General features: G+C 66.4%; 26 protein-coding genes and 6 pseudogenes. 19 read left to right on the top strand and 13 right to left on the bottom strand.

Annotated features, from left to right (window positions below):
- Positions 1-499: 499 nt before the first annotated feature.
- The 3 genes and pseudogenes from DL519_RS11290 to DL519_RS11280 all read right to left on the bottom strand — a co-directional run.
- A pseudogene (locus tag DL519_RS11290) lies at positions 500-703 on the bottom strand (GNAT family N-acetyltransferase); the annotation flags it as partial.
- A gap of 21 nt (positions 704-724) precedes the next feature.
- A complete protein-coding gene (locus tag DL519_RS11285; protein WP_190814524.1) occupies positions 725-1,090 on the bottom strand; it encodes a hypothetical protein in 366 nt (121 codons plus the stop codon).
- 199 nt (positions 1,091-1,289) lie between these two features.
- Positions 1,290-3,014 (bottom strand): IS1634 family transposase, encoded by a 1,725-nt coding sequence (locus tag DL519_RS11280; RefSeq protein WP_449619140.1) that lies wholly within the window; start codon positions 3,012-3,014, stop codon positions 1,290-1,292.
- 381 nt (positions 3,015-3,395) lie between these two features.
- Here DL519_RS11280 and DL519_RS11275 point away from each other — a divergent pair.
- A pseudogene (locus DL519_RS11275) lies at positions 3,396-3,597 on the top strand (IS3 family transposase); the annotation flags it as partial.
- On the opposite strand, the gene DL519_RS11270 reads toward DL519_RS11275, so the two are convergent.
- Complete coding sequence (locus DL519_RS11270) at positions 3,598-3,975, bottom strand: histidine phosphatase family protein (protein ID WP_190814521.1); 378 nt, start codon at positions 3,973-3,975, stop codon at positions 3,598-3,600. It lies immediately after the preceding pseudogene.
- On the opposite strand from DL519_RS11270, the gene DL519_RS11265 reads away from it, so the two are divergent.
- A protein-coding gene (locus tag DL519_RS11265) for an IS3 family transposase (protein WP_449619122.1) occupies positions 3,965-5,211 on the top strand; the annotation gives its coding sequence in 2 pieces (ribosomal slippage) (positions 3,965-4,271 and positions 4,271-5,211; 1,248 coding nt in all). The genes DL519_RS11270 and DL519_RS11265 overlap by 11 nt on opposite strands.
- An 80-nt stretch (positions 5,212-5,291) precedes the next feature.
- Here DL519_RS11265 and DL519_RS11260 read toward each other — a convergent pair.
- Positions 5,292-5,594 carry a histidine phosphatase family protein gene (locus DL519_RS11260; RefSeq protein ID WP_190814519.1) on the bottom strand — a complete coding sequence of 101 codons (303 nt, stop codon included), beginning with the start codon at positions 5,592-5,594 and terminating at the stop codon, positions 5,292-5,294.
- Positions 5,595-5,744: 150 nt separating this feature from the next.
- On the opposite strand from DL519_RS11260, the gene DL519_RS11255 reads away from it, so the two are divergent.
- From DL519_RS11255 to DL519_RS50700, 3 genes and pseudogenes are all read left to right on the top strand, one after another.
- On the top strand, positions 5,745-7,451 hold the full coding sequence (locus tag DL519_RS11255) for an IS1182 family transposase (protein ID WP_223840252.1): 1,707 nt from the start codon (positions 5,745-5,747) through the stop codon (positions 7,449-7,451).
- 28 nt (positions 7,452-7,479) lie between these two features.
- Positions 7,480-7,899 (top strand): annotated as a pseudogene (locus DL519_RS11250) (transposase); the annotation flags it as partial.
- A gap of 63 nt (positions 7,900-7,962) precedes the next feature.
- Positions 7,963-8,331, top strand: a pseudogene (locus DL519_RS50700) (hypothetical protein); the annotation flags it as partial.
- Positions 8,332-8,353: 22 nt separating this feature from the next.
- Here DL519_RS50700 and DL519_RS11245 read toward each other — a convergent pair.
- Positions 8,354-8,635: pseudogene (locus DL519_RS11245) on the bottom strand (transposase); the annotation flags it as partial.
- Between the two features lie 140 nt (positions 8,636-8,775).
- Here DL519_RS11245 and DL519_RS46205 point away from each other — a divergent pair.
- The 6 genes from DL519_RS46205 to DL519_RS11225 all read left to right on the top strand — a co-directional run bounded on the left by DL519_RS46205 (position 8,776) and on the right by DL519_RS11225 (position 12,443).
- Positions 8,776-8,988: a hotdog family protein gene (locus DL519_RS46205; protein WP_223838770.1), complete on the top strand. Its 213-nt coding sequence runs from the start codon at positions 8,776-8,778 to the stop codon at positions 8,986-8,988.
- 2 nt (positions 8,989-8,990) lie between these two features.
- On the top strand, positions 8,991-9,332 hold the full coding sequence (locus DL519_RS46200; protein WP_223838768.1) for a hotdog family protein: 342 nt from the start codon (positions 8,991-8,993) through the stop codon (positions 9,330-9,332).
- Positions 9,329-10,369: an LLM class flavin-dependent oxidoreductase gene (locus DL519_RS11235; protein ID WP_190814515.1), complete on the top strand. Its 1,041-nt coding sequence runs from the start codon at positions 9,329-9,331 to the stop codon at positions 10,367-10,369. Before DL519_RS46200 ends, DL519_RS11235 begins: the two co-directional genes overlap by 4 nt.
- Positions 10,366-10,476, top strand: coding sequence for a CoA transferase (locus DL519_RS46195; RefSeq protein WP_223838766.1), 111 nt, complete (start codon positions 10,366-10,368; stop codon positions 10,474-10,476). Before DL519_RS11235 ends, DL519_RS46195 begins: the two co-directional genes overlap by 4 nt.
- Positions 10,477-10,480: 4 nt before the next feature.
- A complete protein-coding gene (locus DL519_RS11230; RefSeq protein ID WP_190814513.1) occupies positions 10,481-11,224 on the top strand; it encodes a PIG-L deacetylase family protein in 744 nt (247 codons plus the stop codon).
- A gap of 394 nt (positions 11,225-11,618) precedes the next feature.
- Positions 11,619-12,443 (top strand): class I SAM-dependent methyltransferase, encoded by an 825-nt coding sequence (locus DL519_RS11225; RefSeq protein ID WP_190814511.1) that lies wholly within the window; start codon positions 11,619-11,621, stop codon positions 12,441-12,443.
- A gap of 55 nt (positions 12,444-12,498) precedes the next feature.
- Here the strand turns inward: DL519_RS11225 and DL519_RS11220 are convergent, their stop codons facing one another.
- Positions 12,499-12,879 (bottom strand): hypothetical protein, encoded by a 381-nt coding sequence (locus DL519_RS11220; protein ID WP_190814509.1) that lies wholly within the window; start codon positions 12,877-12,879, stop codon positions 12,499-12,501.
- A gap of 168 nt (positions 12,880-13,047) precedes the next feature.
- On the opposite strand from DL519_RS11220, the gene DL519_RS11215 reads away from it, so the two are divergent.
- Positions 13,048-13,851: an alpha/beta fold hydrolase gene (locus DL519_RS11215; RefSeq protein ID WP_190814507.1), complete on the top strand. Its 804-nt coding sequence runs from the start codon at positions 13,048-13,050 to the stop codon at positions 13,849-13,851.
- A gap of 199 nt (positions 13,852-14,050) precedes the next feature.
- On the opposite strand, the gene DL519_RS11210 is transcribed toward DL519_RS11215, so the two are convergent.
- A complete protein-coding gene (locus DL519_RS11210) occupies positions 14,051-15,265 on the bottom strand; it encodes a DUF4437 domain-containing protein (protein WP_190814505.1) in 1,215 nt (404 codons plus the stop codon).
- 263 nt (positions 15,266-15,528) lie between these two features.
- On the opposite strand from DL519_RS11210, the gene DL519_RS11205 reads away from it, so the two are divergent.
- The 5 genes from DL519_RS11205 (at position 15,529) to DL519_RS11185 (ending at position 21,017) form a co-directional block, all read left to right on the top strand.
- The gene (locus DL519_RS11205) at positions 15,529-15,873 is read left to right on the top strand and encodes a hypothetical protein (RefSeq protein ID WP_190814503.1); all 345 of its coding nucleotides are present in this window, start codon (positions 15,529-15,531) and stop codon (positions 15,871-15,873) included.
- 414 nt (positions 15,874-16,287) lie between these two features.
- Positions 16,288-17,493, top strand: a complete 1,206-nt coding sequence (locus DL519_RS11200) for an ABC transporter substrate-binding protein (protein ID WP_190814501.1) — start codon at positions 16,288-16,290, stop codon at positions 17,491-17,493.
- Positions 17,494-17,568: 75 nt separating this feature from the next.
- Positions 17,569-18,438, top strand: a complete 870-nt coding sequence (locus DL519_RS11195; protein ID WP_190814499.1) for a branched-chain amino acid ABC transporter permease — start codon at positions 17,569-17,571, stop codon at positions 18,436-18,438.
- On the top strand, positions 18,439-20,286 hold the full coding sequence (locus DL519_RS11190; protein WP_190814498.1) for a branched-chain amino acid ABC transporter ATP-binding protein/permease: 1,848 nt from the start codon (positions 18,439-18,441) through the stop codon (positions 20,284-20,286).
- Complete coding sequence (locus tag DL519_RS11185; protein WP_223838764.1) at positions 20,283-21,017, top strand: ABC transporter ATP-binding protein; 735 nt, start codon at positions 20,283-20,285, stop codon at positions 21,015-21,017. The genes DL519_RS11190 and DL519_RS11185 overlap by 4 nt, the downstream gene beginning before the upstream one ends.
- Positions 21,018-21,042: 25 nt before the next feature.
- Here the strand turns inward: DL519_RS11185 and DL519_RS11180 are convergent, their stop codons facing one another.
- The 3 genes and pseudogenes from DL519_RS11180 to DL519_RS11170 form a co-directional block, all read right to left on the bottom strand.
- Positions 21,043-21,756, bottom strand: a complete 714-nt coding sequence (locus DL519_RS11180) for a hypothetical protein (RefSeq protein WP_223838762.1) — start codon at positions 21,754-21,756, stop codon at positions 21,043-21,045.
- The gene (locus DL519_RS11175) at positions 21,753-23,354 is read right to left on the bottom strand and encodes a class I adenylate-forming enzyme family protein (RefSeq protein ID WP_190814496.1); all 1,602 of its coding nucleotides are present in this window, start codon (positions 23,352-23,354) and stop codon (positions 21,753-21,755) included. Before DL519_RS11175 ends, DL519_RS11180 begins: the two co-directional genes overlap by 4 nt.
- 217 nt (positions 23,355-23,571) lie before the next feature.
- Positions 23,572-23,742, bottom strand: a pseudogene (locus DL519_RS11170) (IS110 family transposase); the annotation flags it as partial.
- A 248-nt stretch (positions 23,743-23,990) separates the two neighbouring features.
- Here DL519_RS11170 and DL519_RS49865 point away from each other — a divergent pair.
- On the top strand, positions 23,991-24,197 hold the full coding sequence (locus DL519_RS49865) for a reverse transcriptase N-terminal domain-containing protein (protein ID WP_397545045.1): 207 nt from the start codon (positions 23,991-23,993) through the stop codon (positions 24,195-24,197).
- On the opposite strand, the gene DL519_RS11160 is transcribed toward DL519_RS49865, so the two are convergent.
- A complete protein-coding gene (locus DL519_RS11160) occupies positions 24,172-24,459 on the bottom strand; it encodes an ABC-three component system middle component 2 (RefSeq protein ID WP_223838759.1) in 288 nt (95 codons plus the stop codon). The genes DL519_RS49865 and DL519_RS11160 overlap by 26 nt on opposite strands.
- Positions 24,456-25,484: an ABC-three component system protein gene (locus DL519_RS11155; protein WP_190814494.1), complete on the bottom strand. Its 1,029-nt coding sequence runs from the start codon at positions 25,482-25,484 to the stop codon at positions 24,456-24,458. Before DL519_RS11155 ends, DL519_RS11160 begins: the two co-directional genes overlap by 4 nt.
- 482 nt (positions 25,485-25,966) lie before the next feature.
- Here DL519_RS11155 and DL519_RS49860 point away from each other — a divergent pair, with 482 nt between their 5' ends.
- The gene (locus tag DL519_RS49860) at positions 25,967-26,185 is read left to right on the top strand and encodes a pentapeptide repeat-containing protein (RefSeq protein WP_190814492.1); all 219 of its coding nucleotides are present in this window, start codon (positions 25,967-25,969) and stop codon (positions 26,183-26,185) included.
- Positions 26,186-26,296: the final 111 nt, after the last annotated feature.

The raw sequence follows: 26,296 nt of genomic DNA, 5'->3' as shown, positions 1-26,296 counted from the left end.
ACTAGTTACGTATACCCCTGCTCGCTTCAGTCCTTGACGAGCGTCGGCCGGGCTCGCGGGGGATGACGACGACCCACCTGCTGATTCAACTTTCGCCGGCGGAGTCGATCGGGAGGCGGGTCCTACGCCGATTTTGTCGGCTGCAGTTGATAAAATCGCAGTTCAGACGTTGTTTGGACTACCCATCTGTAGGGCGACTTTTGTGCTCTTGTTGGCCCTAATTGACCCATCTCCGGGTTCAACTTTGGTGCCCCGCGCAGGAGTGATGGCTAGCCTCTGAGGGCTCGCTGCGCACCGGGGACACGGTCCTCGTCGATGTCCCCGACGCCGGGCGCTGGCCGGTTACGGGGCCCGGACGCAATCGGCCCGAGCGGACGACGTGTTCCGCTCGGGCCGGTGGGGTGCCGATTCGGTCAGCTCAGGCGGGCCGGGGCGGGTCGACCAGCTCGATCCCGATGGAGGGGTGTAGCACTAGAAGCAGGTTGAAGACGAAGCGGAATCATCCCTCGCATGCATCGAGAAACGCGGCGCCCTTGTCGGTGTAGGGCTTTTCGATGCTGGCGATTGGGAACCGTGATCTTGCCTCCGTCAGCAAGCGCCGTGCGATTCCGCGTCGTTGCCATGCCGTCGCGGTCCAGATATGACCCACCGATTCGTAGGCGGCGTCCTTGTCGCGGTCGTAGACCACGACGAACCCGACGAGGCGGCCACCGTAGCCCCAGGGTTAATTCTCCCCGCCGCTGGCTGAAAGCGGGGCCAGCATCACCAGCCACACGCCGGCCTCGCCTGGTGCGAAATCCCATCCACACGCACGTTTGTAGACCAGTCCTGCGCGGTCCAGCGCGCTACCGTGCCAGGTGCCCGTTGGGCCTTCGAACGCGTCCGTGCCGAGCTCGATACCTCCGAAATCATGCGCGTCATCGTCAAGATCGATCCCGGCCATGACCAGATCCCAGTCTCCATCCGGGCGCGGTGCTTCCCATGAGATGGGCGCGCCGAGTTGCTCGACGGTTAAGAGTTCTGCTTGGTCAACCAGGAACCGGAATTGTGAGAGCACCTCAGGGAAGGAAGTGTCCGCTTCGGGGGTCACAGCGTGTTGGGGTATGAGGGACGCCAGCGCCGTGTATGCAGACCTGTAGGCCTTCTCGAGTTCCGGTGTTGAAGGAAACTCGTACCCGCGTTCCGCAGATGTGGTGACGGTCTAGTCCGCGATTTTAGGGTGTGAGCTGGGGAAATACTGGTTGGCCCGGTGGCGGGGCGTGTCACTAGGCTTCGGGGATCGGTGCTGGTCAGCCGGGTGCGGCCTCGATGACCAGCGGGGGCGGGTTGATGCCGAGTGCGGTGAACAGTGCCGTCTGCGTGGGGGTGAGGTCGGTGCGGCGGCGGAAGACGCCGGCTGGGCCGGTGAAGGTGCCCAGGTGGATACGGTCGAGGTCGCGGCGCAGGTCGGGCCAGCGGCGGCCGGTGCGGTTCTCGGCGACGCGGATGAGCAGCAGACCCAACCAGCAGAGCAGGACGTGGGCGCGGATGCGGTCTTCGCGGCGGTGGTAGACCGGCCGCAGGTCCAGCACCGTCTTCATGTCGCGCCAACCGCGTTCCACTTCGAGTAGTTGCTTGTAGCCCAGCGCGATGTCCTCGGCTGACAGCTTCGGATCCGAGCAGCGCAGCAGGTACTTGCCGTCGAGGTTGGCCTCGCGTTTGATCGCGGCCTGATCGACGCGTAGCAGCCCGCCCGCGGTCAGGCGCAGGTAGCGGTTGAGGTGCTTCTTGGTGGAGATCACGCCGCGTAGCTCGCCCCGTTTGGTCTTGCTGAGCTTGTCGGAGTCGGTGATGAGTTCGGTCAGGGTGCTGACATGCCGCTCGCGGGTGACGCGGTCGCGTTCGGCTTCGTCGGGGTTGAAGCAGATCACGAAGCGATCGTCGGCCAGGTCCGGATCGAGGCGGACTTCCTTGACCTCGAGGTTGTCGCGGACCTTCTGGTAGCGGCCCTGACGTGACAAGGCGGTGTCGGCCGCGGCGGTGCCGCCGCGCAGCTTCTCTCCGAGGATGTAGTGCCCGCCGCCCTGCTGCAGATACCGGCGGTTGGCTTCGGAGGCGAAGCCACGGTCGCCGACCCAGACGATCCGGGCCAGGTTCCACTCACGTAGCTGGTCACGGACCTGGCGGATCAGAGCGGAATCGGCGGTGTTGCCGGGCCAGGACCAGCAGCGCACCGGGATCCCGTCACGGGTGACCGCCATCCCCACGATGACCTGCGGCAGGTCGTCGCGGTGATCCTTGGACTTGCCGAACGCGCGGAACCCCGCCTCGCCCGCGGCCGCAGGAGCATCCGGCTCGACCCGCCTGCCGTGCTGATCGCGTGACACCGCCTCGTCGGCTTGCCCGGTCTCGAAATAGGTGCTGGTGGTATCGAAAAACAGCAGGTCCACCTCGAGATTAAGCAGGTGTGCCACGGAGAAGTAGACCTCGCGGGCCAGCACCGGCTCGATGGCCGGCAGCCAGTCCATCGCCCGATAACAGGCGTCCTCACCGACCTCGTCCAGCCCTGCGATATGCACGTCGTGGCTGATCCAGTCGGCCGCGGCCAGCTTCGACGACGGCGCCAACGCCCGGTTCGCCACGAGCGCGAACAAGATCCGTTCGAACCGGGCGTCGAATCGGCGCTTGGCCCCGAGCGTGCGCAACTGCGCAGCGATCCCCAGCTCGGACCAGATCCCGTCCAGGGCGTGCGTGCCGCCGAAGGCGACCGAGGCGGTGAACGCCAGCTCCGCCGGCGCCCCGGCGGCCAGCGCCTGTCCCGGCGTCAGCAGCTTGCTCAGCGACGCGACCAGCCGCCGCACCGCCTCAAGGTCGACCTGATCCTCACGTCTGAAGTTGTGCAGCACGCGCGTCTTCGACGACTTCGACACCGGGTCCCACTCGTTATGGGCCAACTGCAGATAGCCGATGACCTGCCCGTCGCGAGTCCTGCGGGTCGAGCGCTTCACGTACGCGCACCGAACGTAACCACCCACCGACCAGGAGAGCAAGCCTTTACTACAGGTCACAGCACGTGATCGACCCGTGACGTGTCACTAGGCTTTTGTACGTTTCCCGCTATGCCTCAACACTCTGACCAGGGCATCTCACCGATAAAGCGGAGTCAGAGCCCGATTATCTGCGGAACGCGGGTCGTAGTCGGACATCGTTACTCCCAATCCTTCGTGCTGAGACTGATCGCGATTCAAACATCAAGCCAGTCAGTTGGGCGGATGAATCGAAGGATTCCCGACGTACCGGCTGATGCGCGCCGGCCGGTCACTACGGACCATAGGTTGGCGGACTCGATCGGAATCGTGGTCGCTGGCGAACCACCTCCACGCGTGTGGAGAGCACGTGGGCCTCCACTCTGTTGGGAACTGCGTAAACGCAACCGGTTGCTGGAGCAGGAGAACGAGGTGCTGCGTAGGGCCGCCGCGTATCTCGCGCAAGGCAGCCTGCGGGGAAATAGTCTTCCCGCTCGTCCGTGAACTGGCCGCCACCGGTGCCCGAGTCAGGGTGCCGGTGGCGGTGACGTGCAGGGTGCTGGGGATCTCCCGGCAGGCCTACTACCACTGGCTACTTGGTGAGGTGGGTGGTGTCGTTGTGGGTGAGTAGAGTCCAGCGCCATCCGGCTCCGGGGCGGGTCCAGGAGAGTGGCTGTTGCTCCCATCGCGTGATGCTGGCGTAGTTCGCGGCGAACGCTGCGGTGGCGCGGAGGCTGGCGGCGAGGTTGAGGAAGTGGTGTGCGGCGGCGGTGATGGTTTCGCCGTGTCCGACGATCAGCACTGTGCCGCCGGCGTGGCGGGCGAGGATGTTCTGCAGGGCCGTGGTGGCGCGCTGGAGGTAGGAAGTCCAGGTTTCGGCGCCGGGTGCGAGTGGGTGGTCTGAGTGTTGGGCGGGTGGACCACCCCGGGTTCGTTGGAGGCCGTTGGTTCTGGAGAGGATGAACGGCATGGCAGCGGCGAGGAAGTACCCGGTGGAGTTGAAGGAACGCGCGGTGGGGATGGTGCGTGATCTGGAGCGGGAGCTGGGTCCGGGGCGTGGGGCGATCGCGCGGGTGGCCCAGCAGTTGGGGGTCAATCCGGAGGCGTTGCGGTACTGGTTACGTCAGGACGATCAGGGGCGGCGGCCCTCGGGCGAGCGGGCGGCGGGCTCGGTATCGGAGGCTGACGTGCGGATCGCGGAATTGGAGCGGGAGAACCGCGAGCTTCGCCGGGCGAACGAGATCCTGAAAGCGGCTTCTGCTTTTTTCGCACGGGAACTGGACCCTCGACCGCCGAGATAGCTGGGTTCGTCGATACCTACCGTAGCGAATTCGGTGTCGCCCCGGTGTGCGAGGTGATCGGATTTGCGGTGTCGACGTATTACGCGACGAAGAAACGTCAGGGGCAGCCGTCGGATCGCCGGTCGCGGGATGAGGAACTGATCCCGGAGATCCGGGCGGTCTGGGAACAGCAGGGCAAAGGGATGTACGGGGCCCGGAAAGTGTGGAAACAGCTCTTACGCGAGGGAGTGAAGGTGGCGCGGTGCACGGTTGAGAGACTGATGCGCGCCGAAGGCATGACCGGGGTCGTGGCCACACGGCACCGGCCGCGGACGACGATCCCCGGCAATGCGGACACCAGGCCGCGTGACCTGGTGGAACGAGATTTCAGGGCGCCGGCGCCGAACCAGCTGTGGGTCACCGATGTGACCTATGTGGACATTCTCGATGGTGATTTCTGCTATACCGCTTTCGTGACGGATGCGTTTTCCCGCGCGATCGTGGGCTGGCAGGTGTCGGACAACCTGAGAACCGAGCTTGCGCTAGACGCGCTCGATATGGCATTGTGGTCCCGGAAAGAACATCTCAGTAAAGCATTGGTACATCACAGCGATCGAGGTGTTCAATACACCTCGATCCGTTACGGGAAACGGCTCGCCGACGCCGGGATCGAACGATCCGTTGGCAGTACGGGCGATTCCTACGACAATGCGCTGGCAGAGTCGGTCAACGCTCTCTACAAAAAGGAACTCATCGCCCGGAACGGCCCATGGAAAGACGCCGCCGAGGTCACCTTGGCGACCGCGGAATGGGTTTACTGGTATAATCATGAACGGTTGCACTCCTGGTGCGGCGACAGGCCACCGATGGAGTTCGAGCAAGCCTTCCGGCAACGCAGACACGTGCAGCCCCCGACAGCGGCATAGCCCCACGAGACAGATGATCAGGTCTCCACAAAACCCGGGGCGGTCCAGGGGATGCGGCCGAACTCGGCCACGGTGTCGGTTCAGGGTTTGCCGTCGGCGTCGCCGTAGTCGGGTTCACGTAGGTCGTGGTCGATGGTGATCGGTAGGTCGAGGTGTTCGGCGATGATGCCGGCGGTTTCCCGGGCTCGCCGGAGCGGTGATGCGTAAGCGGCGTCGATCGGCGTCTGGGCGTGGTCGCTGAGTAACCGTTCGGACAGTTGTTGGGCTTGGTGATGGCCGTGGCCGGTCAGACCGGTGCAGCCGCGTGGGCCGCCGATGATCCCGTGGACGTTGCAGTGGGCCTGGCCGTGTCGGGCCAGGATCAGCCGGGTTGGGCTGCTCATCCTCATTTCGTTTTGCGCCTGTCGTGGACCCTGCTGGCTAATTCGGCGAGGGGCTGGGTTTGGTGTCGCCGTGGTCCGTTGATCTGGTGCATGATCTTTCTGCGGTCGGCTTACCCGCTTCCTGGCCGCAGGATGGAGTGTGTGGTGTCTATGCAGCCCCGGCCGTGGCCGCGGATTCCGGAGGCGACCGTGCGTGCCGCGCGGGCGGCGGCGGGCACGGGCGAGTACCCGTTGGCGATGCGGGTCCGTGACGAGTTGGGTGAGCTGTTCAGCGATGCGGAGTTCACCGAGGCGTTCGGGACGCGGGGGAAGCCGGGGTGGTCGCCGGGACGGTTGGCGCTGGTCACGGTGTTACAGATGGCGGAGAACCTGACCGATCGGGGTGCGGCACACCGGGTCCGGTTCGGCATGGACTGGAAGTACGCGCTGGGCATGGAGCTGGACGATCCGGGGTTTGATGCTTCGATCTTGAGTGAGTTCCGCACCCGGCTGGTCGCCCACGGGTTGGAGGAACGAGCGCTGGATCTGCTGTTGAAAGTGTTGCAGGACAAGGGATTGGTGGCCGCCGGCGGGAAGCAGCGCACCGATTCGACCCACGTCGTGGCGGCGGTGCGGGATCTGAACCGGCTGGAGCTGGCGGGTGAGTCGGTGCGGGCCGCGCTGGAGGCTCTCGCGGCCGCCGCACCGGAGTGGCTGGCCGGGGCGATCGATGTGCCGGCGTGGGGAAAGCGGTATGCCGCGCGGGTGGATTCCTGGCGACTGCCCACCTCCGAAGCCAAACGCCGGGATCTGGCGCTGGCCTACGGCACCGACGGGTACACGCTGCTGGGTGCGGTGTATTCCCCCGACGCCCCTGGCTGGTTGCGTGAGTTGCCTGCCGTGGAGGTGCTGCGGGTGGTGCTGCTGCAGAACTACACCCGCACCGTGGCCAGGAACGGGCGGGAGGTGATCACACGGCGGGAGGCGGACACGGACGGTCTCCCGCCAGGGAGATGGCGCCTGAGTTCGCCGTATGACACCGATGCCCGATGGGGCGGCAAACGCGACACCTTCTGGAACGGCTACAAGGTGCACGTCAGCGAGACCTGCGAACGCCCCAGCACCCAGCCGGCCGATGCCACCGTGCCACGACCCAACCTGATCACGAACGTGGCGACCACGGACGCGAGTGTCCCGGACGTGGCCATGACCGAACCGATCCACCAGGCGCTGGATCGTCGTAGCCTGCTGCCCGGCGAGCACTACCTGGACTCCGGCTACCCCTCGGCCGAGCTGATCGTCAGCTCCGCAACCGATTTCGGTGTCACGCTGATCACTCCCCTGCTGGCCGACCACTCGCCCCAGGCCAGGGCCGGCACCGGGTTCGACCGGGCCGCGTTCACCATCGATTTCGACCGCGAGCAGGCCACCTGCCCACAAGGCCAGACCAGCTCCACCTGGAACCCGGCCACCCAGCGCGGCACCGACACGATCGTGATCACCTTCGCGACCGCCACCTGCGGGCCCTGTCCAGTCCGCGAGCAGTGCACCACCTCCCGGACCCGGCGACGCCAAATCACCGTGCACCCGCGGGCCGTCCACGAGGCTCAACGCGCTGCCCGCGCCGACCAGGAAACCAAGGACTGGCAGGCCAAATACGCGCTGCGGGCCGGGGTCGAGGGCACCATCCGCCAAGGCATCGCGGTCACCGACCTACGCCACGCCCGTTACCGCGGGCTGGCCAAGACCCACCTGGAACACGTGTTCTCCGCGGTCGCACTCAACCTGATCCGCCTCGATGCCTGGTGGAACGGCCACCCCCTCGACCGGACCCGCACCAGCCATCTGACCCGCCTCGAACTCGCCCTCGCAGCATGATCAGGAATTAGCCAGCAGGGTCGCCCGGGACGCTGAGATCTACCTGTCCCAGCCCGGCATGGGACAGATCCTCGGGGCCCGGGCCCTCGGCGAGTTCGGCGACGACGCCGACCGCTACGCGAGCGCGAAGAACCGGAAGAACTACGCCGGCACCAGCCCGATCACCCGCCAGTCCGGTAAGAAGAAGACCGTGCTGGCCCGCTTCGTCCACAACGACCGGCTCGTCGACGCCCTGCACCAGCAGGCCTTCTGCGCCCTCCGCGCCTCACCCGGCGCCCGCGCCTACTACGACGAGCTCCGCGGCCGCGGCATGAACCACCACGCCGCCTTACGCCAGCTGTCCAACCGACTCGTCGGCATCCTGCACGGCTGCCTCAAGACCCGGAGCACCTACGACGAACACACCGCCTGGGCACACCACAACCGAGACCAGCAAGCCGCCGCTTGACAAACAAAATCATGGGGTGTCTGACATCACATATTTGCCCTGCGCATCAATAGCTGGTCGTGGCTGGTCAGAGGGGCTGACCGGGGGCCTGTTGATCACAAGGGCAGCCGCGCAGAGGGTGAGCTGGCGGTGTCGAATCTGGCCGCGTTGCACGCGCGGTTGGCGCCGTGTTTCGCGCGGCGGGAACCCTTGGCGCAGGCCGGGAAGTATGTGGCGGGGCTGATGAGCGAACACCTGCCGCGCAAGAACGCCTGGACGCTGGCTCAGCACGCGGGGGACGCCACGCCGGACCGGATGCAGCGGCTGCTGAATCACGCCGTGTGGGACCACGACGCGACCCAAGGTGTGGTGCGCGGGTTCGTGGCCGAGCAGCTGCGTGATCAGCCGCTGGTCGTGGCGGCGCTGGACGAGTCCGGGCAGGAGAAAACCGGTACTAATGCCGAGATCGGCATTAGGTGCCTTTCTTCAGAAAACCCGTCTCATCAGCCACCGCGACCCCGCTGGGATCACCAAGATTGCCGAGTACGTACTCCCGGAGATCATCACGGACCTCGTCGGCGTCCGAGCGGTAGAGGTTGAGCAGTCGCTGCATGCCGTCGACGGTCACATCCCCGGCCTGCTCCGCGAGCGTCCACGAGTTCTTCCGCTCCGTACCCGAGAGCAGCCCCAGCACATACCACCGGGCCCGCCGACGCGAGTCCGCTTGCGCGAAACGACCCGCTACCAGCGCGAACATGTCCTCAAACCCCGCCCGCCACCGAGCGAGACGATCACCAGCTACATAGCGGCGCACGCCGGGTTCGGGAGGTCCCGGATCCTTGACTATGAAAACTCTGATCTTTACAGTTCAGGCATCCGGGTGCCCAGGCCACGAGGATGGGAGAAGCCTTGCCGTCGCCAGAAAATGCTGCCTGTACGTCGGCCTTGAGCCCGTCCTTCGAGGACTACAAGGCGGGAGACGTCTACCAACACTGCCTGGGGCGGACGATTTCAGAAGTGGATAACACTTGGTTCACGTTGCTGACGATGAACACCAGCCAGAACCAGTTCAGCGCCGAGTTGGCGGCCCGGACCAATATGGTTGGCTGATCGTGAACTCCGGCGTCGCCGTGGCGATGATGCTCGAACAGCGCGTGGCCGACGTGAGTCAGGCCACGCTACTCAACCTCGGGTGGAGCGACATCAAACTTACACACCATGTGTTCGTCGGCCGTCCCCTGTACGCGGAGTCCACAGTGCTGGCCGCCCAGCCATCAGCGTCGCGCCCTTGCACTGAGATCACCACCGTCCGCACCCGCTGGCTCAACCAGCATGAAGACGAGTGCATCTCGTGGGTCCGCGGCGTGGTTCATCATCGCGATACGTCCCACGACAAGGGCTACTTCCCGGCGGCGAAGACCGGGCCGTTCACGCTCGACATCGAGGCATCGTGACCCTCCGCATCACGTACGGCCCGTGGGGTGAGACGCTCGCCGAGTTGGAAGAAGCCACCCTGGCTGCTGAGCGCGTCGGTGCCACCGTCGCGTGGTTCCCGGAGTTGCACCGCAGCGCCACCGTCACCGCCGCCGCGGCGGCTGCTGCGACGTCGGAGATCGGGATCGGCACCGCGATCGCGCTCGCATTCGTGCGCAGCCCGCTGATTACGGCACTCGAGGCTCTCGACATCGACGACCTGTCCGGCGGCCGGTTCCGGCTCGGTCTTGGCTCGGGCGTCCAACGCCTCAACGAGAACTGGCACAACGCACGGTGGGGCAAGCCAGTCGCGCATCTGCGGGAGACGATCGCCATCGTGCGGCACGTCGTCGCGAACGCGCGGACCGGGGCGGACATGTTGGTGGAGGGCGAGTGGGAACGACTGCGAATGCGTGGCTTCCAACGGCCTTTCCCGCAGCCGCGGGCGGCTCTTCCGATCTACGTCGCAGGCATGGGACCGGCCATGACCGCGCTCGCCGGAGAAGTCGGCGACGGCTTCATCTCGCACGAACTGTGCTCGCCGCGCTATCTCAACGAACGCCTCCTGCCCCGGCTGCGTCAGGGTGCACAGCGCAGCGGCCGGCCGATGCAGACGCTAGACGTCACCGTCTCGGCCTGCTGCTCGATCGACGATGACTCGGTGATCGCGAAGCGGCGCGCGGCCGGCCTCGTCGGCTTCTACGCCTCCGTCCGAACGTACGCCGACTTCTTCGCCTTCCACGGGCTCGCTGAGGACCACAGCCGGGTGAGCGAGGCGTTCCGGGCCGGCATGCCGGCCGACAGTCTCGGCGCACTGGTGAGCGATGAGGCCCTCGATCGGTTGACGATCTCGGGTACGCCGGACGAGGTACGCGCCCAGCTCGCCGCGTACGAGGGACTGGCCGACTCGGTAAAGCTGACACCGCCGATCCACGGGCTAGCTGCCGAGGAGACCCGTGCCGTCCAGACCCGTATTTTCGACTTGATCTCCCATCTGGCAGGGAGTACCGCATCATGAAATCGCTCGCGGGCATCCGCGTCGTCTCGCCGGAGCAGTACGGCGCCGACCTGTTCGGCAGAGTGCACCTCGCCGACCGCGGCGCCGAGGTCATCAAGAGAAGGTAAAGCCATGAGTGAATCGCAACTTCCCCACCTGGACGAGGACTGGTCCTCGGCGCTCGCGATCGTCGCGCATCCGGACGACATGGAGTACGGGGCATCGTCTGCCGTCGCTCGCTGGACGTCGCAGGGCAAGCGGGTGGCATATGCGCTCGCCACGAGTGGCGAGGCGGGGATCGATGGCATGAAGATGGCCGAGGCGGGGCCGTTACGCGAGGCCGAGCAGCGGGAGTCGTGCCGGCTCGTCGGGGTGTCGGACGTCGAGTTCCTCGGATTCCCGGACGGGATTATCGAGTACGGGCTGCCGTTACGCCGTGCGTTCGCCGGGGCGATCCGCCGGCACCGTCCGGATGTCGTGATCACAGGCAACCACCGGGAGACGTACGGCGGCACGATGCCGAACCAAGCCGATCACATCGCCACCGGACGCGCCGTAATCGACGCGATCCGCGACGCCGCCAACCGGTGGGTGTTCAGGGATCTGCTGGACGCCGGTCTGGAACCGTGGGACGGCGTGAAATACGTGCTGATCGCCGGCTCGCCGACGCCGACGCACGCCGTGAACGTCGACGACCACCTTGCCGCGGGCATAGCGTCGTTGCAGGCGCATGAGGCCTATCTCGCGGGTCTGGGTCCCGCCTTCCCGGAACCTGACGAGTTCCTGGAGTCGTTCGCCCGGAAGGCGGGCGCACAGCTGGGGTGCACGTTCGCGTTCAGCTTCGAGGTGTTCCGGATGGGGTGGCTGACCGAGTAGAGTGAATTCCGGCCCCTTACGCGTAGTTCGTTGGCGGCGGTGGGTTTGCCGAGGTGGGCGCCATGACCGCACGTCGTCTGCTTCCACCGGCACCGGGGGCCGCAGCCTTTCTGGCACCTGTTCGTTGACCAGGCTTGTGCCGTTGCGGCCGGCTGGGTCGTGCTAGATGCCCCTGTGGACGCCGAGCCCACCGTTGGGGTGTTGCGATTGCTCGAGCAAGGATGGGAAGAGTTCGCGGGCGATGTAGCGTTCCTGATTGAATGTCCACTCTGAGCGCTGTGTCCCCGGTATCTTCAACCACCGTTACATGTTTCAGATTTCGAGCTTCCGTAGTGCTGATGTTACGGCTAGGGTTCGTACTGAACGGAGCAAATCTGAATGACGGAAGACACCGATGACCACCCCAGACAAATCTGCCAGTGCAGCACAGCAGTTTTGGACACTCGGCGACTACGCACGTATCACCGAGTTGCTCAGCGACCTTGGCCAGGATTTGGTGGCGGCGGCGGGCATTCGGGCGGGTCAGCGTGTCCTCGATGTCGGCGCCGGTACCGGCAATGCGACTCTTCCCGCCGCGCGCGCCGGGGCCGAGGTGACCGCGACCGACGTCACGCCGCGGCTCATGGAGATCGGCGCGCGTGTTGCGCAGGCCGAGAACCTGCAGATCCACTGGGTCGAGGGCGACGCGCAGGCGCTGCCGTTCGATGACGGCGAGTTCGATGTGGTGCTGTCGTGCATCGGGGCGATGTTCGCGCCTGATCACGCGGTCACGGCTCGCGAGTTGCTGCGGGTGTGCCGTCCCGGTGGCAGGCTGGCCATGGCGAACTGGCCCCCCGGCGGGGCCGTTGGGCATTTCTTCAAGGTGTTAGCCAAGCACACTCCGCCACCGCCCTCTGGCGCACACCCACCGGCCGCGTGGGGCGACCCGAAGCACGTGGCCCGGCTACTCGGTGCCGGCTGCGCCGACCTGGTCACCGCTACACGGGCCGTGACCGCGCGGTTCGACCAGTCGCCGGAGCAGTTGATCGCGTTGTACAAGGCGCACTTCGCTCCGGTGATCGCCGCCTACGCGGGCATAGCAGGCGACGCCGAGCGCACCGCAGCACTGGACGCCGACCTGCTGGCGTTCGCCCGTGCAGCAGACTCCGGCCCTGAAGGCGGTCCCAACCGATACGTTTTCGAGTACCTTCAGGTCATCGGCTCGCGCGCGACGCGGTGATCCCCAACAGCGGCTCACGGCTGCTCGAGGTCGACGGTTGCTGCCCATCGAGGAGTCACCACCTCAAGCGGTTCATGGCTCTTGTCGACATCGCCCTTCGATGCTTGTACGTTTCTGTCCACCAAGTATGATGACCACGGATGGCCGAAGTCTTCGTGTGAATGGAGAACGTTCTGGCATGCCATTGCTCGATCGGGCTTGGTTGATCGCTAGTGCTTCGTCTGGGCCGGGCAGTGATGTGGCGATGCCGGTCGCCGACGACGGCAGATTCGACGTTTACGTAAACGAGATCGGCTTCGGCATGTTCTGACCGTTCGAAGAGGTCACCGATGACGAGCCTCGCAGTCAGTTCAGCACCGACTGCGCTTCCAGCGTCGGCCACGCGCTCGAGCGGCTCGCGGATCTCGCCGGGAACCAGACCAACGAACCTGACCACGTCGCCCGCTCCACCATCCCCGTGGTCGGCTCGCTGGAACCGCTGCTGCGTCACGCTCTCGGACGCGAAGCGGTTGATGTGACCCGGCAGAAGCTGAGTCGCCGGCAGCTCGCCGACTTCGACCGGTGCGCGGAGCGTGTGGCGACCGCAGGAGGGACAGAATTAGCCGTGGATCGCGTTAAGTCGCAAGACGGGACACTCATCTCCTACGAGCGGAGCGGCAGCGGACCTGGCGTCGTGCTCGTGTCCGCGGCGCTGGGCGACGGCACTGAGAACGCCCCCCTCTCCGTCGAGCTGAGCCGCCGGTTCACGGTGCTGAACTACGCGCGCCGCGGACGGGGAGGCAGCGGTGACACCCTCCCGTACGCCCTCGAGAGGGAGTTCGAGGATCTGGCGGCAGTGATCCAGACCGTCGACGAACCGCGGTACCTGTACGGCGGGTGTTCAGGTGGTGCGCTCGCCCTCGAGGCGGCAGCCGCCGGGCTGACCAGTATCGCGAAGATCGCGGTGTACGAGGTGCCGTACAACATGTCCGCGGAGTGGCTGCCGCAGTGGCGTGATTACGTCGACGCCGTGCAGACTGCGCTCGCGGCTGGTGAGCGCGGCGCTGCGCTCGAGCTGTTCCTGCGAACCACTGCCGCGTCCGAAGAGGACGTTGTTGCAGCGCGATCGGCACCGTTCTCGGACCGTGTGGTATCGCTCGCGCACACCCTCGCCTATGACGCGTCGTGCTTGGGTTCCGGTCAGCCGAGCCCCGCGCGGTTAGCATCCGTCCAGCAGCCGACACTAGTCCTGACCGGCACTGCAGGGGATGCCCCGGACGCCGCCGCATGGCTGGCGGCAATGGACCCGGCGGCAGAGGCAATGGTCGCCGCGCTGCCGCGGGGCCAACGCGGCGTTCTCGGGGGCCAGGCGCATTTCCCGGACCCGGCGGTTTTGGCCGCAGCGCTCACTGACTTCTTTGCCGATTGACACGTATCGGAGCAGCCCGCGCAAGCGGTCTACGGCATGCGGTGCTGGTCGTCGAATCGTCCGATGTGGATCTTCTGCCGAGGACCGGTAAAGGAGATCGCCCACTATGGCGTAGGTGGGCGTTGCTGTCCTCCCCGGACCCGACCCACGGACATCAGGACGTCCCGGCAGCAGCGCTCGGCGCCGTCGGACGTGGCGCTTACATCCCGTCGCCGTCCCACCGGCCGCGCGAGCGGCTGCGAACCGGTAGCGACGAGATTATGGGCCCAGGGATGGGTTCCCCCTCCTTCCACGGCCGTCCCTGGCCCCAGTTGTGCGCGTGGGCGTCCGTCCGCTGGTCCGGATGTTCTAGCGTCACGGGGTCGGCACCCCAGTCCGCCGAAAGCGGCTCGTGATGGTGGTCGTGCTCACCGTCGTGGCCGCCTTGTAGCCGCACGATGTCCAGCGCCTTCGCAATCGCTGTCAGGCTTGGGTCGGTTCCCTGGCCGTGCGGCACGTAGTCGTCGTCGTTCGCGCCCAGTTCCCGCTGGTATTCCAGAGCCTGGCGCAGCCTCCGCAGGTCCGGATCGCTGCGGCGGGTGGGCCGGTCGGCTAGGTCGTGCGAGGATTGCGACCACCGCATCCCGTCGCCCTCGCCGTAGTTGATCGCCTCACCACCCCAACGGACCCACTCGTTCTGGGTGTACCAGTTGCGCAGTTCTCCGTCGGAGCGCAGCAGCCAGGTAGCACCGCCCTCCAGCGAGGTGAAGTGCCCGTGCTTGACCCGGGCGGGCCGGAAGAAGTACGTGCCAAGGTCCAGGGTCCCGAAGTTGTACTCCATCAGTCCCTGCGTCGTGTACGCCTCCTCGTAGCACGGGTGGTGAGCCAGCCGGTGGTCGGCCCAGCCCTCCTGCGCGTGCACCAACCTGGTGTAGAAACCGGTGAGCGGGTCGATGTGCAGGTACTTGATGAACAGCCCGGGCATGGGCCCCGCGTTGGGCACTGCGTCCCATTCCATCGACTCGCTGTCGACGACTATGACGTCCTCCCGCGCGTCGTCCCACCGCGGCGCAGCCAGCGAGTCGACGCGGTCGAACCCGGCGTCGCCGTACTCCCGGTAGTGCAGGATCCGCGAGCCTTCGCGGAAAGTGATCGCGCCGGCGGGCACGCCCTTGGGCACGTAGACGTAGGCGCCCTTGCTCATCTCGCGGCCGTCATAGGTCATGGAGCCAGAGAGCACGTAGTACTCGCTGCTGGCGTGGTGGATGCCCGGGCCGCGCCCCCAGTCGGTGTGGAAGTCGATGCGTAGCGAGGAGGAGCCGTCCTCCTCATCGACCGACAGGCGGCGCTCGCTGGCTCGTCCCTCGCCGCCGATCAGTTCCGCGCAATGCCAGACGTAGTCGTCTTCTTGGATCAGTTCAACATGGGGGCGCACAGGACCTCTTCCGTGAAGCAGGAATCCATTGACCGGAATGGCGTTTCTGCCTGGCCACCGTCCATCATTGGTCGTCAGACTCTTTCGGTCAAGGACTCCCGCGGGTGCGGTCCCAGCAGGTACGTGGCCAGCTGGGCGACGGCCGGAACTGCACCCTCCGCTTGATCGGTCTACCGGGCCGATGAAAACAGCCTTACTGTGCGCGGAGAACGAGGCGATCCGTGGAATCGTGTCCGCGGGCCGCCACACTGGAGGAGGGCAGCATGATCTACCTCGTCTACCGCATGCGGCTGACGGCTCGGGCGCGACAGGACATGAAGGGCTTTTGGCGGTGGCTGGCGGACCGCGAGCGCTGGTTTTATCGCGATCTGCCCAGCGTTAAGGCGGTCCGCTGGTATTACAGCGTGGTGGGCGACGTCTACGCCCTGGAGAACTGGGCGGCCTTCGACGACGAGGCAGGGTGGGGCGAGTACCGGGCCGCGCTCGCGATGCTGAAGGCCGACGAGGGCTGGGAGCGCGAGCGGGTCTCGCAGGACGAGTGGTGGGAATTTGTCGACACCCGAATCGTCTGCGATCCGCCGGTTCCGGTAGGGCTGCACCGAGGCTGAAGCGCTTCACGCGTCGTTGCGCCCCACGGGAAGACCCATGTCAGTGGAGCAATCGCCACGGCGGAAACGGCCACCCGGTCGATCCGCTCAGGGCGATCCGGTTCTACGCCGACCAGGTGCCGCAGCGCGAGGTGACCGACAAGGGTTCGAGCGGTTCGCAGACTACGGCACGAGCCGGATAAGAGAGCCGGGCGGTGCGATCCCGCCCGCCCACTCACCTCGTCTTGCCGAGCTGACGCTCGATCCCATTTGTAGTTTGTAGATTGACGCAGCGCTGACGTCCATCGCACAAAGAGTCACGCCGATGCCTTTTTGGGCATCGGCACGTGGCCATTAGGGCAATTCACCACCGGATGTGAGCAGTCGCGTACCTACGCTCAGCGCGTGCTCAAAGGATTTTTCAGGCTTGCGGCCGTGGCGGCCATCCTCGTGGTGGTCGCCGCAGGATGTACCAGCAAAGAGGAGCGGGCGTCGGAGAACTCCAGAGGTACCGGCGCCGCTGGATGGAGCGCCGGTGCGGAAAAGGTCCAGATCGGGCTGATCGCCCCGATGACTGGGCCCTTCGCGGTCTTGGGCGTCTCGCAGCAGAATTCGATGCAGATCGTGGCTGAGCAGATCAACGCCGCCGGCGGGATCGGCGGCGCCAACGTCGAGATCGTCACCCGCGACGTCGGGATCGACCCGGCCAAGGCCGTCGCCGCAGCGACCGAACTCGCGGGTGACCAGCGGATCAAGCTCGTGGTCGGTCCGTCGATCACCTCGTTCTACGACGCGACCAAGAAAATTTACGAGCAGAACGAGAAGGTCAACTGCCAGCCGGCTGTCGCAGGTGGAACCTTCGAGAACCTCACCTACGGCTTCCGCTCACAGGACCGGATCACCGACGACGTAGAGCGCACACTCCAGTACCTGAAGTCGAAGAACGTCACCACCATCGGCGAGATCTACGAGGGCGACGACACGGGCAAGGAGGTCAATAGCCTGCTGTCCAGCATGGGGCCGAAGTACGGTGTCCAACTGGTTGGCTACGAGCAGACCCGGAAGGATGACCAGACCCACCTGCCCTACGTCCAGAAGCTGGCGAACGCAGAGGCGATCTGGATCTCCAGCAACGTAAGCGGCGCCAAGACGATGGCCGCCGCCGCCGAAGCTGGGTACAAGGGCGTGTTGGTCGGCGGCTCCGGTATCCAGAACATCTCCTTCCTGGAGGCGGCCGGCGATTCGGCTGTGGGCACGGTCTTCGCAGCGCCGAACTACGAGTTCCCGATCCGTGACCGGGCGACCTGGAAGGCAGGCTACAAAACTCACATCGAGGCCATCGAGGCCAAGTACGGCGTCAACACCGGCCCGAAGACCGGTGCGAAATCGCCCAAGGGGACGGCCATCGCGGCCGATTGCATGTACGCGTACTGGAAGGCCGCCGACGCGGCCAAGTCCCTCGATCCCACCAAGGTCGCCACCGCACTCACCAACATCTCCTTGTCCGACACCGAAACCCCGTCGGGATGTGCCATCACGCCGGGCAAGGCGCACGAGTTCTACGCCCTGCCCTGCATCCGCAGCTACGAATGGCAGAAGGACGGCCAGGGCTGGTTCACCTCCGACGTGACGCCCCGCTGACCAGTCCGCTGCGTAGGCGCGTCGCACCCCGGCGTGTCCTGGTGCCTAGACCCGGAGTGCAGGAAAGAAACGAACGTGAGCATCAACGTGGTCCTAGACGGACTCTTCGCCGGAGCCACGTACGCGCTCGTGGCGCTTGGCCTGGCGATGGTGTTCCGACCCACTCACATCATGAACTTCGCCCAGGGCGAGGCGCTCGTCTTGGGCGCCGCGATCTCCTACCAGGTCGTCGCGCTGTGGAAGCTCAGTTGGCTCGTCGCGCTGGCACTCGTCATCGTGCTGGGAATCGTCATGGGACTTCTCATGGAACGCCTCACCATCCTTCCGCTACGCCTGTCCAGGTCGCGCTATGCGTGGATCATCGCGACGCTAGCCGTTGCGCTGGTGTTCCAGTCGCTGTTCACCCTGCGCTACATCGACGTCCCTGCCTTGCGGCCCGAACCGATGATCGCCGGTCAGGTCCCGTTCCTCGGCAATCACATCGCATGGCAGGAATTGCTCACCATCGTCGCCGCTCTCGCCATGACGTTCGCCTTCGACCTCTTCATGCGCCGGTCGGTGTACGGGCAGGCGATCCGCGCCGCGTCCCATAGCGCCGACACCGCGGTGCTCATGGGCATTCCCGTCCCGCGCGTCATCATGCTGAGCTTCGTCATCGGTACGGTCATCACGGCGCTCGCCGGGCTGTTGGCCTCGCCCGTGCTCTTCATCGCCCCGGCCTCCGGGCTGCTGTGGTCCATCAAGGGCTTCACCGCCGCAGTGATCGGTGGCCTCGGCTCGCCGCGTGGGGCACTTCTCGGTGGGTTCCTGGTCGGCCTGCTCGACACCGTGGTCAGGTCCGCCATCAGCGGCACCGCCGGCGACTTCGTCGTTTTCGCGGCGCTCGCAGTGATTCTCGTCGCGTTTCCCACCGGACTCTTCGGCAAGCCGATGGAGGCACATTAGATGCGCCGGATCATGTTGCGCGCCTTCGGCTCCGACGGCCTCGTGCGAGCGCGCGCTGTCGTGCTGTACGCGCTCGCGGCGGCTCTGATCGTCGTCCTGCTCGCCTGGCCACGGATCACCGACTACTACAGCTACAACGCGGCGTACTACAACGGCGTCGTCTCCTCGGCCGCGATCGCCGCGATCCTCACCATCTCGCTGAACCTGTGCATGGGATACGGCGGGATGCTGTCCATGATGCATACCGCCCTGCAGCTTGTCGGCGGGTACGCCGTCGCCATCGCGGTCGTCAAGATGGAATGGTCCTGGGTAGTTGGCCTGGTGATCGCCGTCGCCGTCGGCACCCTGCTCGCGGTGATCGTGCTCCTCGTCAGCATCCGCGCGACTTACCTCTACTTCGGAATGATCACTCTGGCCGCAGACCTCGTTGTCGTTGAGGCCGGCCGGTCTGCGGACCCGCTGACTGGCGGAGTCGTGGGTATCGCCGGTGTCGCACCGATGGTGGGCGATACCGTCATGTCCAAGACGCAGTTCTACTACGTGGTGCTGGCATTCCTGGCCGTCACCTACGTCGTGCAGCGCAACTACGTGCGCAGCGGATCCGGCCGCGCCGCGATGGCCGTTCGCGAGTCCATCGACACGGCAACCGCTATGGGAATCCACCCCACGGCGACAAAACTGCTGACTTTCGGCCTCGCTGGAGGGATCGGCGGGCTCGCCGGCGGCCTCTACGCCTTGCAGATGGGGTTCATCAATCCCGACGTCGGGCTGCTTGATAACGGACTCATTTTCTTCGTAGGACTCTTCCTCGGCGGCATCGGCACGCTCGTCGGTCCCCTCATCGGGGTCGGGATCATCGCCGCCATCGTGGAGTTCATCCGCGAGTACCCCAGGTACACAACGCTGATCCTCGGCCTCGGGCTCCTCGCCGCGATCATGGTTATCCCGGCTGGCATCGTCGGTTCCTGGCGGTCCAGCAGGCTCGGCCGCGATCCGGCGACACTGACCGACGAGGGCGAGCCAGCCGGGACGATCCCGGCGGCCGTCTCGCCGCCGGAGGCTCCCAAGGATTTGGCGGCCCTGGAGGGCGCCGGGATCATGAAGTTCTTCGGAGGCGTCCGCGCGGTGGACGGCATCGACGTGCGGATCATGCCGGGCACCGTGCACGGCATCATCGGCCCCAACGGCTCGGGCAAGTCGACCCTCGTCGCGTGCCTCACTCGTTACTGCCCGTTCGATGGCGGCGACGTGCGCATCTTCGGCGAACGCGCGCCTCGCGCGCCGCACGCCGTCGCCGCAGCCGGTGTGACCCGCGTGTTCCAGGCCCCGCACCTGTTCGAGCGGGTCAGCGTACTCGACAACGTCCTCACCGGGATGCGCATGCGCGAGCGTTATACCTGGCTCGGAGCGGTCCTGCGCACGCCGCGTTACCGGCGGCAGGACAACTCCGAACGCGTCGAAGCGATGGAGCTGCTGCGCTTCGCCGGCCTCGGCTCTCGCGCTCAGTGGACGGCCAATTCCCTGTCCCACGGCCAGAAACGCCTTCTCGAGGTCGTGCGGGCGGTGGCCACCCGGCCGCGGGTACTGATCCTCGATGAGCCAGCCACCGGCCTCACACACGCCGAACTGGCCACGCTCTCCCGACTCTGTCGTGCGCTGCGCGATCGCGGGCTCGCGGTCGTCCTCATCGAGCACAATGTCGAGTTCGTCATGGGAGTGTGTGACGAGATCACCGTCCTCGAAAGCGGCAAGGTGATCGAGCGTGGCCTACCCGAGCACGTCCGGCGTTCCCCCGCCGTCCTCGAGGCGTACCTCGGCCGGCCCGACCTCATCGGGGAGGCATCGTGAGCCGTCCGCTGCTGCAGATACGCGGGGTCGTCGCCGGCTACGGGGGCGTCCGGGTCCTGCGTGACGTCGACATCGTCGTCGGCGAGGGCGAGTTCGTGGCGCTCCTCGGCCCCAACGGCGCGGGAAAGACCACCACCCTGCGTGTCGCGTCCGGCCTGCTGCCACCGATGTCCGGCAGCATTGACCTGGACGGCCGGAACATCGCCCGGATCGCGGGTTGGCGTCGCACCGGGCTTGGGCTCGGCCATGTGCCGGAGGGGCGCCAGATCTTCCCGGACCAAACCGTGGAGGAGAACCTGCGGCTGGGCGCCTTTACCCATCGGCGGGACCGGCAGCGCATCCAGCGCACCCTCGCCGAACTCCTTGAGCTGTTTCCCCGGCTGGGGGAGCGCCGATTTCAGCTGGCTGGCACGCTGTCCGGCGGCGAGGCGCAGATGCTCGCGGTGGCGCGTGCCCTCATGAGCACGCCTCGACTGCTCATGCTCGACGAGCCCTCTCTCGGCCTCGCGCCTTTGAAGAAGGCGGAACTGTTCGGCTACCTCAAGCGGCTGCATGCCGAACGCGGGCTGGCCGTGCTGCTCGTCGAACAGGAGGTGCTCACCGCGCTGCGCCTCGCCGAGCGGGGGTACGTTCTGGAGCGGGGTCGCGTCGTGACCGAGGGCACAGCCCAACAGCTACGCGACGACCCGCGCGTGCAGGCGGCCTACCTCGGCCCCGCCCCGACCAGCTGAGCGCCCTCGGCCCGCTCCGCGTCGTTCACAGCGCAGTGGAGCCCGGCTTGAGCACGCCGAGGAAAGCGGCGACAAAGACGAGCACCCAGATCGCGTAGACGAACGGCAGCACGCCCCGTACCGAGGCGCGAATGCGCCGCTCGACATCGGGGCTGCTCCCGTCGCGCACCAGGGCTGCCCAGGCTGGCCCGAAGGGCGCGAGCCGGATCCGGATGGCCAGCCCGCAGGCGATGCACGCCGCATACGCGGCCACCTTCCAGGCCAGCCAGACCTGAGTGGTGGGGACGCCGAAGGGCTGGGCAGCGAGAGCCGTGTAGACAGCTACGCCGAGCAGGCCGACAACGAGACCGGCCCGGACGACGAGGTCTGCGCGGTGCACCAGTGTGCCCGTCCGGCCGGGCCGCCGCCGGTGGTCGGCGATGACGAGGGCGAGCCAACACAGCCCGGCGACCCAGACTACCGCCAGCGGCCAACCGCCGAAGATGTCGCGACCGTACTGGCTGGTGGCCATGAGCGTCACGCCGCTCGGCAAGAACAACACGAGGCAGATCCGCGGCGACATGTCGACCACCTCCATGACCTTGACTGCGACGCCACGCGCCTCAGGGGAGAGGTCGGGCCGGATGACGAAGCGGCTGGCGTAGAAGACGCCCAAATCGCCGCCCAACCAGTACGCGAACAGGACGAGGTGCAGGACGATGGCGAGGTTCTCGAAGGTCCAGCCGTGGGCCCCGTTCACCGGGCACCAGCCCCGGAGGCCTGCTGGCGTAGGCTGCGCTTGAGCACCTTTCCGGCCGCGTTGCGGGGCAGCGCGTCCACGACGTGCCACCGCCTCGGTACTTTGAAGCCCGCGAGGCGTTGCCGGCAGTGTGCGGCCAGGTCCTCCGGTCGGATCTGCTGGCCCGGCAGCGCGACAAACCAAGCCGCGATCTCCTCGCCCCACCGCTGCGAGGCGACACCGGTGACAGCGACATCCGCGACGGCCGGGTGCGTCCGCAGCACATCTTCGACCTCCCTCGGGTAGACATTCACCCCGCCGGTGACGATCATGTCCTTCTTGCGGTCGACGACGTAGACGTAGCCCTCTTCGTCGACGGTGACGATGTCCCCGCAGCTCAGGTACCCGTCGTCGGTGGTGCAGGCCGCCGTCGCGTCGGGGTTGCGATGGTAACCGTTCATGAGGAACGGCGAGCGGCTGAACAGCTCGCCGGGCTCGCCGGGGGCGACCGGAGCCCCGTCCGAGCCCACCACGCGTAGTTCCGTCATGTACCAGGGATGGCCCACCGAGCCCGGCTTGCGCCGCATGTCCGCCGGGCGCAGATCGGTTACGACGCCGGCTTCGGTCGAGCCGTACAACTCGTGCACGCCCGCATGTGGGAACGTGGCCATTACCCACTCCTTGAGCGGCCACGGCAGGGCTGACGCGTTGAAGTACAGCGTGTCGAGGCTGTCGAGATCGTGGCGACTCGTTGTCATTTCCCCGAGCTCACGCAGCGCATGAGCGTGGGTCGGCACGAGGAACACGGACTGCGCCCGGTGCCGCTCCACCAGTGCGAGCAGTTCCGCCGGGTCCCACTTACGAAGCATCACGACGGTGCCGCCGGTGTAAACCGGCGCGTACCCGAATGCGAAGCCGGCACCGTGGTACATCGGCGCGACGGCGATGGAGGTCCGGCCGTTGGCCAAGCCCCATTCCAGCGCCGAGCAGTAGAACGTCAGGGACCGCGAACGGTGGCTGATGACGACGCCCTTCGGGTCGCCCGTCGTGCCGGAGGTGTACGCGATGCAGAAGGGCTCGGACTCCTGCACGACGATGGCCGGGTCCCGCGCCGCAGCCCGCTCGAGCACCGCCTCGTACCCGGGACCGAGGCCGGCCCGCGACGACGAGCGATTCCGCCACGACCTCGGGCCCGGCACCCTGTCGCCATCGATGCAGAACACTGCCCCGATGCCGAGATCCGCGATGGCGGCCGAGGCCGCGCCGGCCAGGCCGTTGTCGAGTATGAGGGCACGACAGCCGGAGTGGTCCAGGATGAATGTGATCTCGTCGGCGGTGAGCCGCGGGTTCAGCGGCACCATGACGAGTCCGGCCTTGGTGATGCCGCAGGCGATCTCCGGGTACTCCAGCCGGTTGCCCAGCAGCACGCCCACGCGCTCACCGCGACGCAGGCCAGCGCCAAGGAGGGCGTTCGCGAGTCGGCTGGCCCGTTCGTTGAGGGCCGCGAAGCTCAGCGTGCGGTCGCCGTCGATCACGGCGACCGCACTCGGCGTCGCCCTAGCGTACTCGCGGATGCCGCCAGCGATGGTGATCGCCGCGCCCCCGGGAATCAGAGCCATCGTGCAACCCCTCCTGCGCTGCGGCCGCTTGCTGCCTGGCCCTGAACCTAATGGAAAGGCGTTCCAAACAACAGATCTGACTCTGTCGATGGTTGAGTGATGAACTGGGTGTACTGGGGGCGGGGGCTCGGCGAGCGTTTGTGATCAGGGCTGTCGTGTGATCATCAGTGGTGGGACGCGCTGCTGCACGATGAAAGACATCCCAGGAGCTTGAATGTCAAGCAGCAGCCTTCTCGTTGCGATGCGACCAGGCGGTCGTCTCGTCGTAGAGGGTGCGGGTTTTGAGGCAGCCGTGCAGGATGCCCACGAGCCGGTTGGCGAGCTGGCGCAGGGCGGCGTTGTGGCCGGCGCCTCGTGCTCGGAGGTGGTCGTAGTAGGCGCGGGCGCCGCGGTCGTTGGTCGGGTGGCCCCAGGGAGTTTCACCCCGGGCTCCCACAGAACGGAGCGGTCGCGGTAGGGACCGCCGTTGCTGGCGGCCCCCCGCACAGATCCCAGCGTGCGCTGCTAACGCACTGGGCTCCTGCCTCGGGTGCGGGCGCGAATCGCACGCTCGGCCAAGGATGCATGATCCGGGCCTGTGGCAGCCATCGGGTGGCAAGGCGTTGTGGTGAACGAACCTGACGGCGTTTCGCTGGACTGGGACCAGGTGAACTGGCGGCAGTTGAGCGGGACGTACGGCGACTTCGGCAACGGATCTTCGCGGCGGAACGGGCTGGCGACTCGAAAAAGGTGGCCAGTTTACAGAAACTGATGTTGCGGCATTCCACAACCATGCGCTTGGGGATGTCATACGACCTGCTCCCAGATTTCGGCTCACTCATGCGATTCCTCCCTTCCGGTTGATCACACGCGCCTCGACGCGGGCGAGACCGGCGCGGACCAGTACTAGAAGCGCTTGTTCCAGCACGGTGCGCTTCATGCCCAGCTCGCCCGAATGGCCGGGCAGGGACGGGTGCAGGCTGGGCGGGCCGTCGAGGTCACCGCTGTGCAAAACAGCGTGGTCCAGCACGGCCAGCTGCGCCAGATCCAGTGGCTGGGGGTGGCTCTCTGCCAGCAGCACCAGCGCCCGCACCCCGATCTCCAGCGGGCTGTTGAACGGGTTCATGTGGCTGCCCCTTCCTCACACCATGTCAGCCGGCCATCGTTCGCCAGGTGATGGCATACCCCCTTGCGGTCCAGGGGCCTCACGTACAGGCTGAGGACTGTTTCGGTCAGAGCAACGGCCCCGGCCGCTTCGAGGACTGCCTGCAGACGGTCCCAGCCAAGTTCGTAGCGTCCGTCGGACACCTCTACCACAATGGTGTGGACATCGTCCAGAACCGCGTTGAAGTGTCCGTCGGGGTAGGCGTCGCGGGCGAAGCGACGCAAGGATTCAGCGCTGTAGAACGCCTCGCGCTGACGACGCATGTGATCGCCGGCCTTGGGGTGCTGGGCGATCAGTTCCAGGGTGTCGGCCGCGTTCTTCCAGCGCTCGGCATACACCTTCAACAGCTCTTGGACGTAGCGGGCCTCGCCGGGATCGGGCTGGTCCGGAGGCTGCAGGATGGAAGGGCGCTCGCGCAGCTCGTCGACGAAGCGGGTCGCCCAGGCCGGGGTGGTTTTGTGCTGGGCGAGCATCAGGTCCATGTCGACCGGCACGAACATGGAGAAGTCCGTCTGCCCGGCAAGCTCCGCGACACGTAGCCGCTCCTCGGCCGTCAGCCGGGTGATGACCTCATCGGTGGTTCCCGCCAGGTCTTGGAGGAACGTCGCGCGGGCCTCGCTCGGCTTCGCGAGAGCCTGCCGCAGTGTGCGTGCGATCACGGGGGCGACGAAGACGTACTGCGTCGGCCGGATGAAGTGCCCCAGTACCACACCGGCGAACATCTTCCGCATCTCAGCCGAGGCTGTACTCCAGCCCAAGGCGCTCTTGTAGCGCTTGCACTGGTAATTGTCCCACGGCCCCTCCAGGCCTTGCGGTGTGCGGTAGCCGGCCACATCGATCCCGTGGTCTCCGCTGCCGCCGTGCCGCTCCACTCGCACGTACAGCGGATTCAGTGCCGGAACCCACTCCTTGACGAACTCCTCGAACTCATCCGGGTCATAGCCGAAGACCATCTTCTTGGGGCTCGGCATGGAGGGGAACTGCATCGCGGGGCCCTTGAGCACCAGGGCCGACTAGGCGGGATCGCGTTGTGGCGCACGCGCCTGATCCGACACGTTCCCCCCTTGAGTCCCCGACCAGTGCCGGTGCAACGGCTACGACAAGAGATATCACCGATGGACTAATCACAAAAGAGCCAACTTCGATGCACCGACAGTGATGCGTCAGGCGTCTGCTCGCCCGCGGGGCCTGCGGGCAGGCCCCGCCGTCCATGCCGTCTTCACGAGGGTGTCGAGGGCAATGACAGGCCCGGAGTTCAGGCGGACGCCCGTTCGGCCCGGATCTTTGAGTGCGAGGGCGCCGGGCACCGAGATTTCGACACCGCCGCACGACGAGACGCCACTGCCCGTCAGGGCCCGCCCCCGTTGAGGGGCGGCTTTGGTGACCACGCCGGCGGCGTGGACTGTTGCTGGGGCAAGAGGTTCCATTCGGGGTAACGTTCTGTGTCGAAAGCGCTTGATATCGTCAGGTGTTCGGGCGGGCGCAACGGCATCGGCCAACCTCAGCGCGCGCATACGGCGTCGGCGTCAACTTCACCGGTGGCGATCTCAAAGGCACCAAATTCGACCGCGCAACCCTCCAACAGCCCGATTTCACTGGCGCCGTAGTGAAACGCACCGAAATGAGCCCCGGTGCCCAGCTTGAAGGTGTCAACATCGAAGACGCAATCGGTCTCCCACCCCAGTAACTCGGGCAACTCCGAGTAACACCAGACCGGCGACGACCACAACGGGGCAACCAGGGTCTTCCCTTGCCCGCCCCGCCTAGGAGCGGACTACGCGGCCGGTCACCGACCTGG

It is taken from the genome of Saccharopolyspora pogona, assembly GCF_014697215.1.
GTDB classification, from domain to species: Bacteria; Actinomycetota; Actinomycetes; order Mycobacteriales; family Pseudonocardiaceae; genus Saccharopolyspora; species Saccharopolyspora hattusasensis.
The sequence above is the reverse complement of the archived record's forward strand: the minus strand, read 5'-3'. Positions and strand labels throughout refer to the sequence as shown.

Bases quoted from the DNA above. Each gene is read 5' to 3' on its own strand.
- DL519_RS11260 (WP_190814519.1), bottom strand. From the start codon at position 5,594: ATGAGCAGCCCAACCCGGCTGATCCTGGCCCGACACGGCCAGGCCCAC.
- DL519_RS11205 (WP_190814503.1), top strand. From the start codon at position 15,529: ATGATCTACCTCGTCTACCGCATGCGGCTGACGGCTCGGGCGCGACAG.
- DL519_RS11160 (WP_223838759.1), bottom strand. From the start codon at position 24,459: ATGAACCCGTTCAACAGCCCGCTGGAGATCGGGGTGCGGGCGCTGGTG.
- DL519_RS11190 (WP_190814498.1), top strand. From the start codon at position 18,439: ATGCGCCGGATCATGTTGCGCGCCTTCGGCTCCGACGGCCTCGTGCGA.
- DL519_RS11255 (WP_223840252.1), top strand. From the start codon at position 5,745: ATGCAGCCCCGGCCGTGGCCGCGGATTCCGGAGGCGACCGTGCGTGCC.
- DL519_RS11155 (WP_190814494.1), bottom strand. From the start codon at position 25,484: ATGCAGTTCCCCTCCATGCCGAGCCCCAAGAAGATGGTCTTCGGCTAT.
- DL519_RS11270 (WP_190814521.1), bottom strand. From the start codon at position 3,975: ATGCCGTTCATCCTCTCCAGAACCAACGGCCTCCAACGAACCCGGGGT.
- DL519_RS11230 (WP_190814513.1), top strand. From the start codon at position 10,481: ATGAGTGAATCGCAACTTCCCCACCTGGACGAGGACTGGTCCTCGGCG.
- DL519_RS46205 (WP_223838770.1), top strand. From the start codon at position 8,776: ATGGGAGAAGCCTTGCCGTCGCCAGAAAATGCTGCCTGTACGTCGGCC.
- DL519_RS11175 (WP_190814496.1), bottom strand. From the start codon at position 23,354: ATGGCTCTGATTCCCGGGGGCGCGGCGATCACCATCGCTGGCGGCATC.
- DL519_RS11225 (WP_190814511.1), top strand. From the start codon at position 11,619: ATGACCACCCCAGACAAATCTGCCAGTGCAGCACAGCAGTTTTGGACA.
- DL519_RS46195 (WP_223838766.1), top strand. From the start codon at position 10,366: ATGAAATCGCTCGCGGGCATCCGCGTCGTCTCGCCGGAGCAGTACGGC.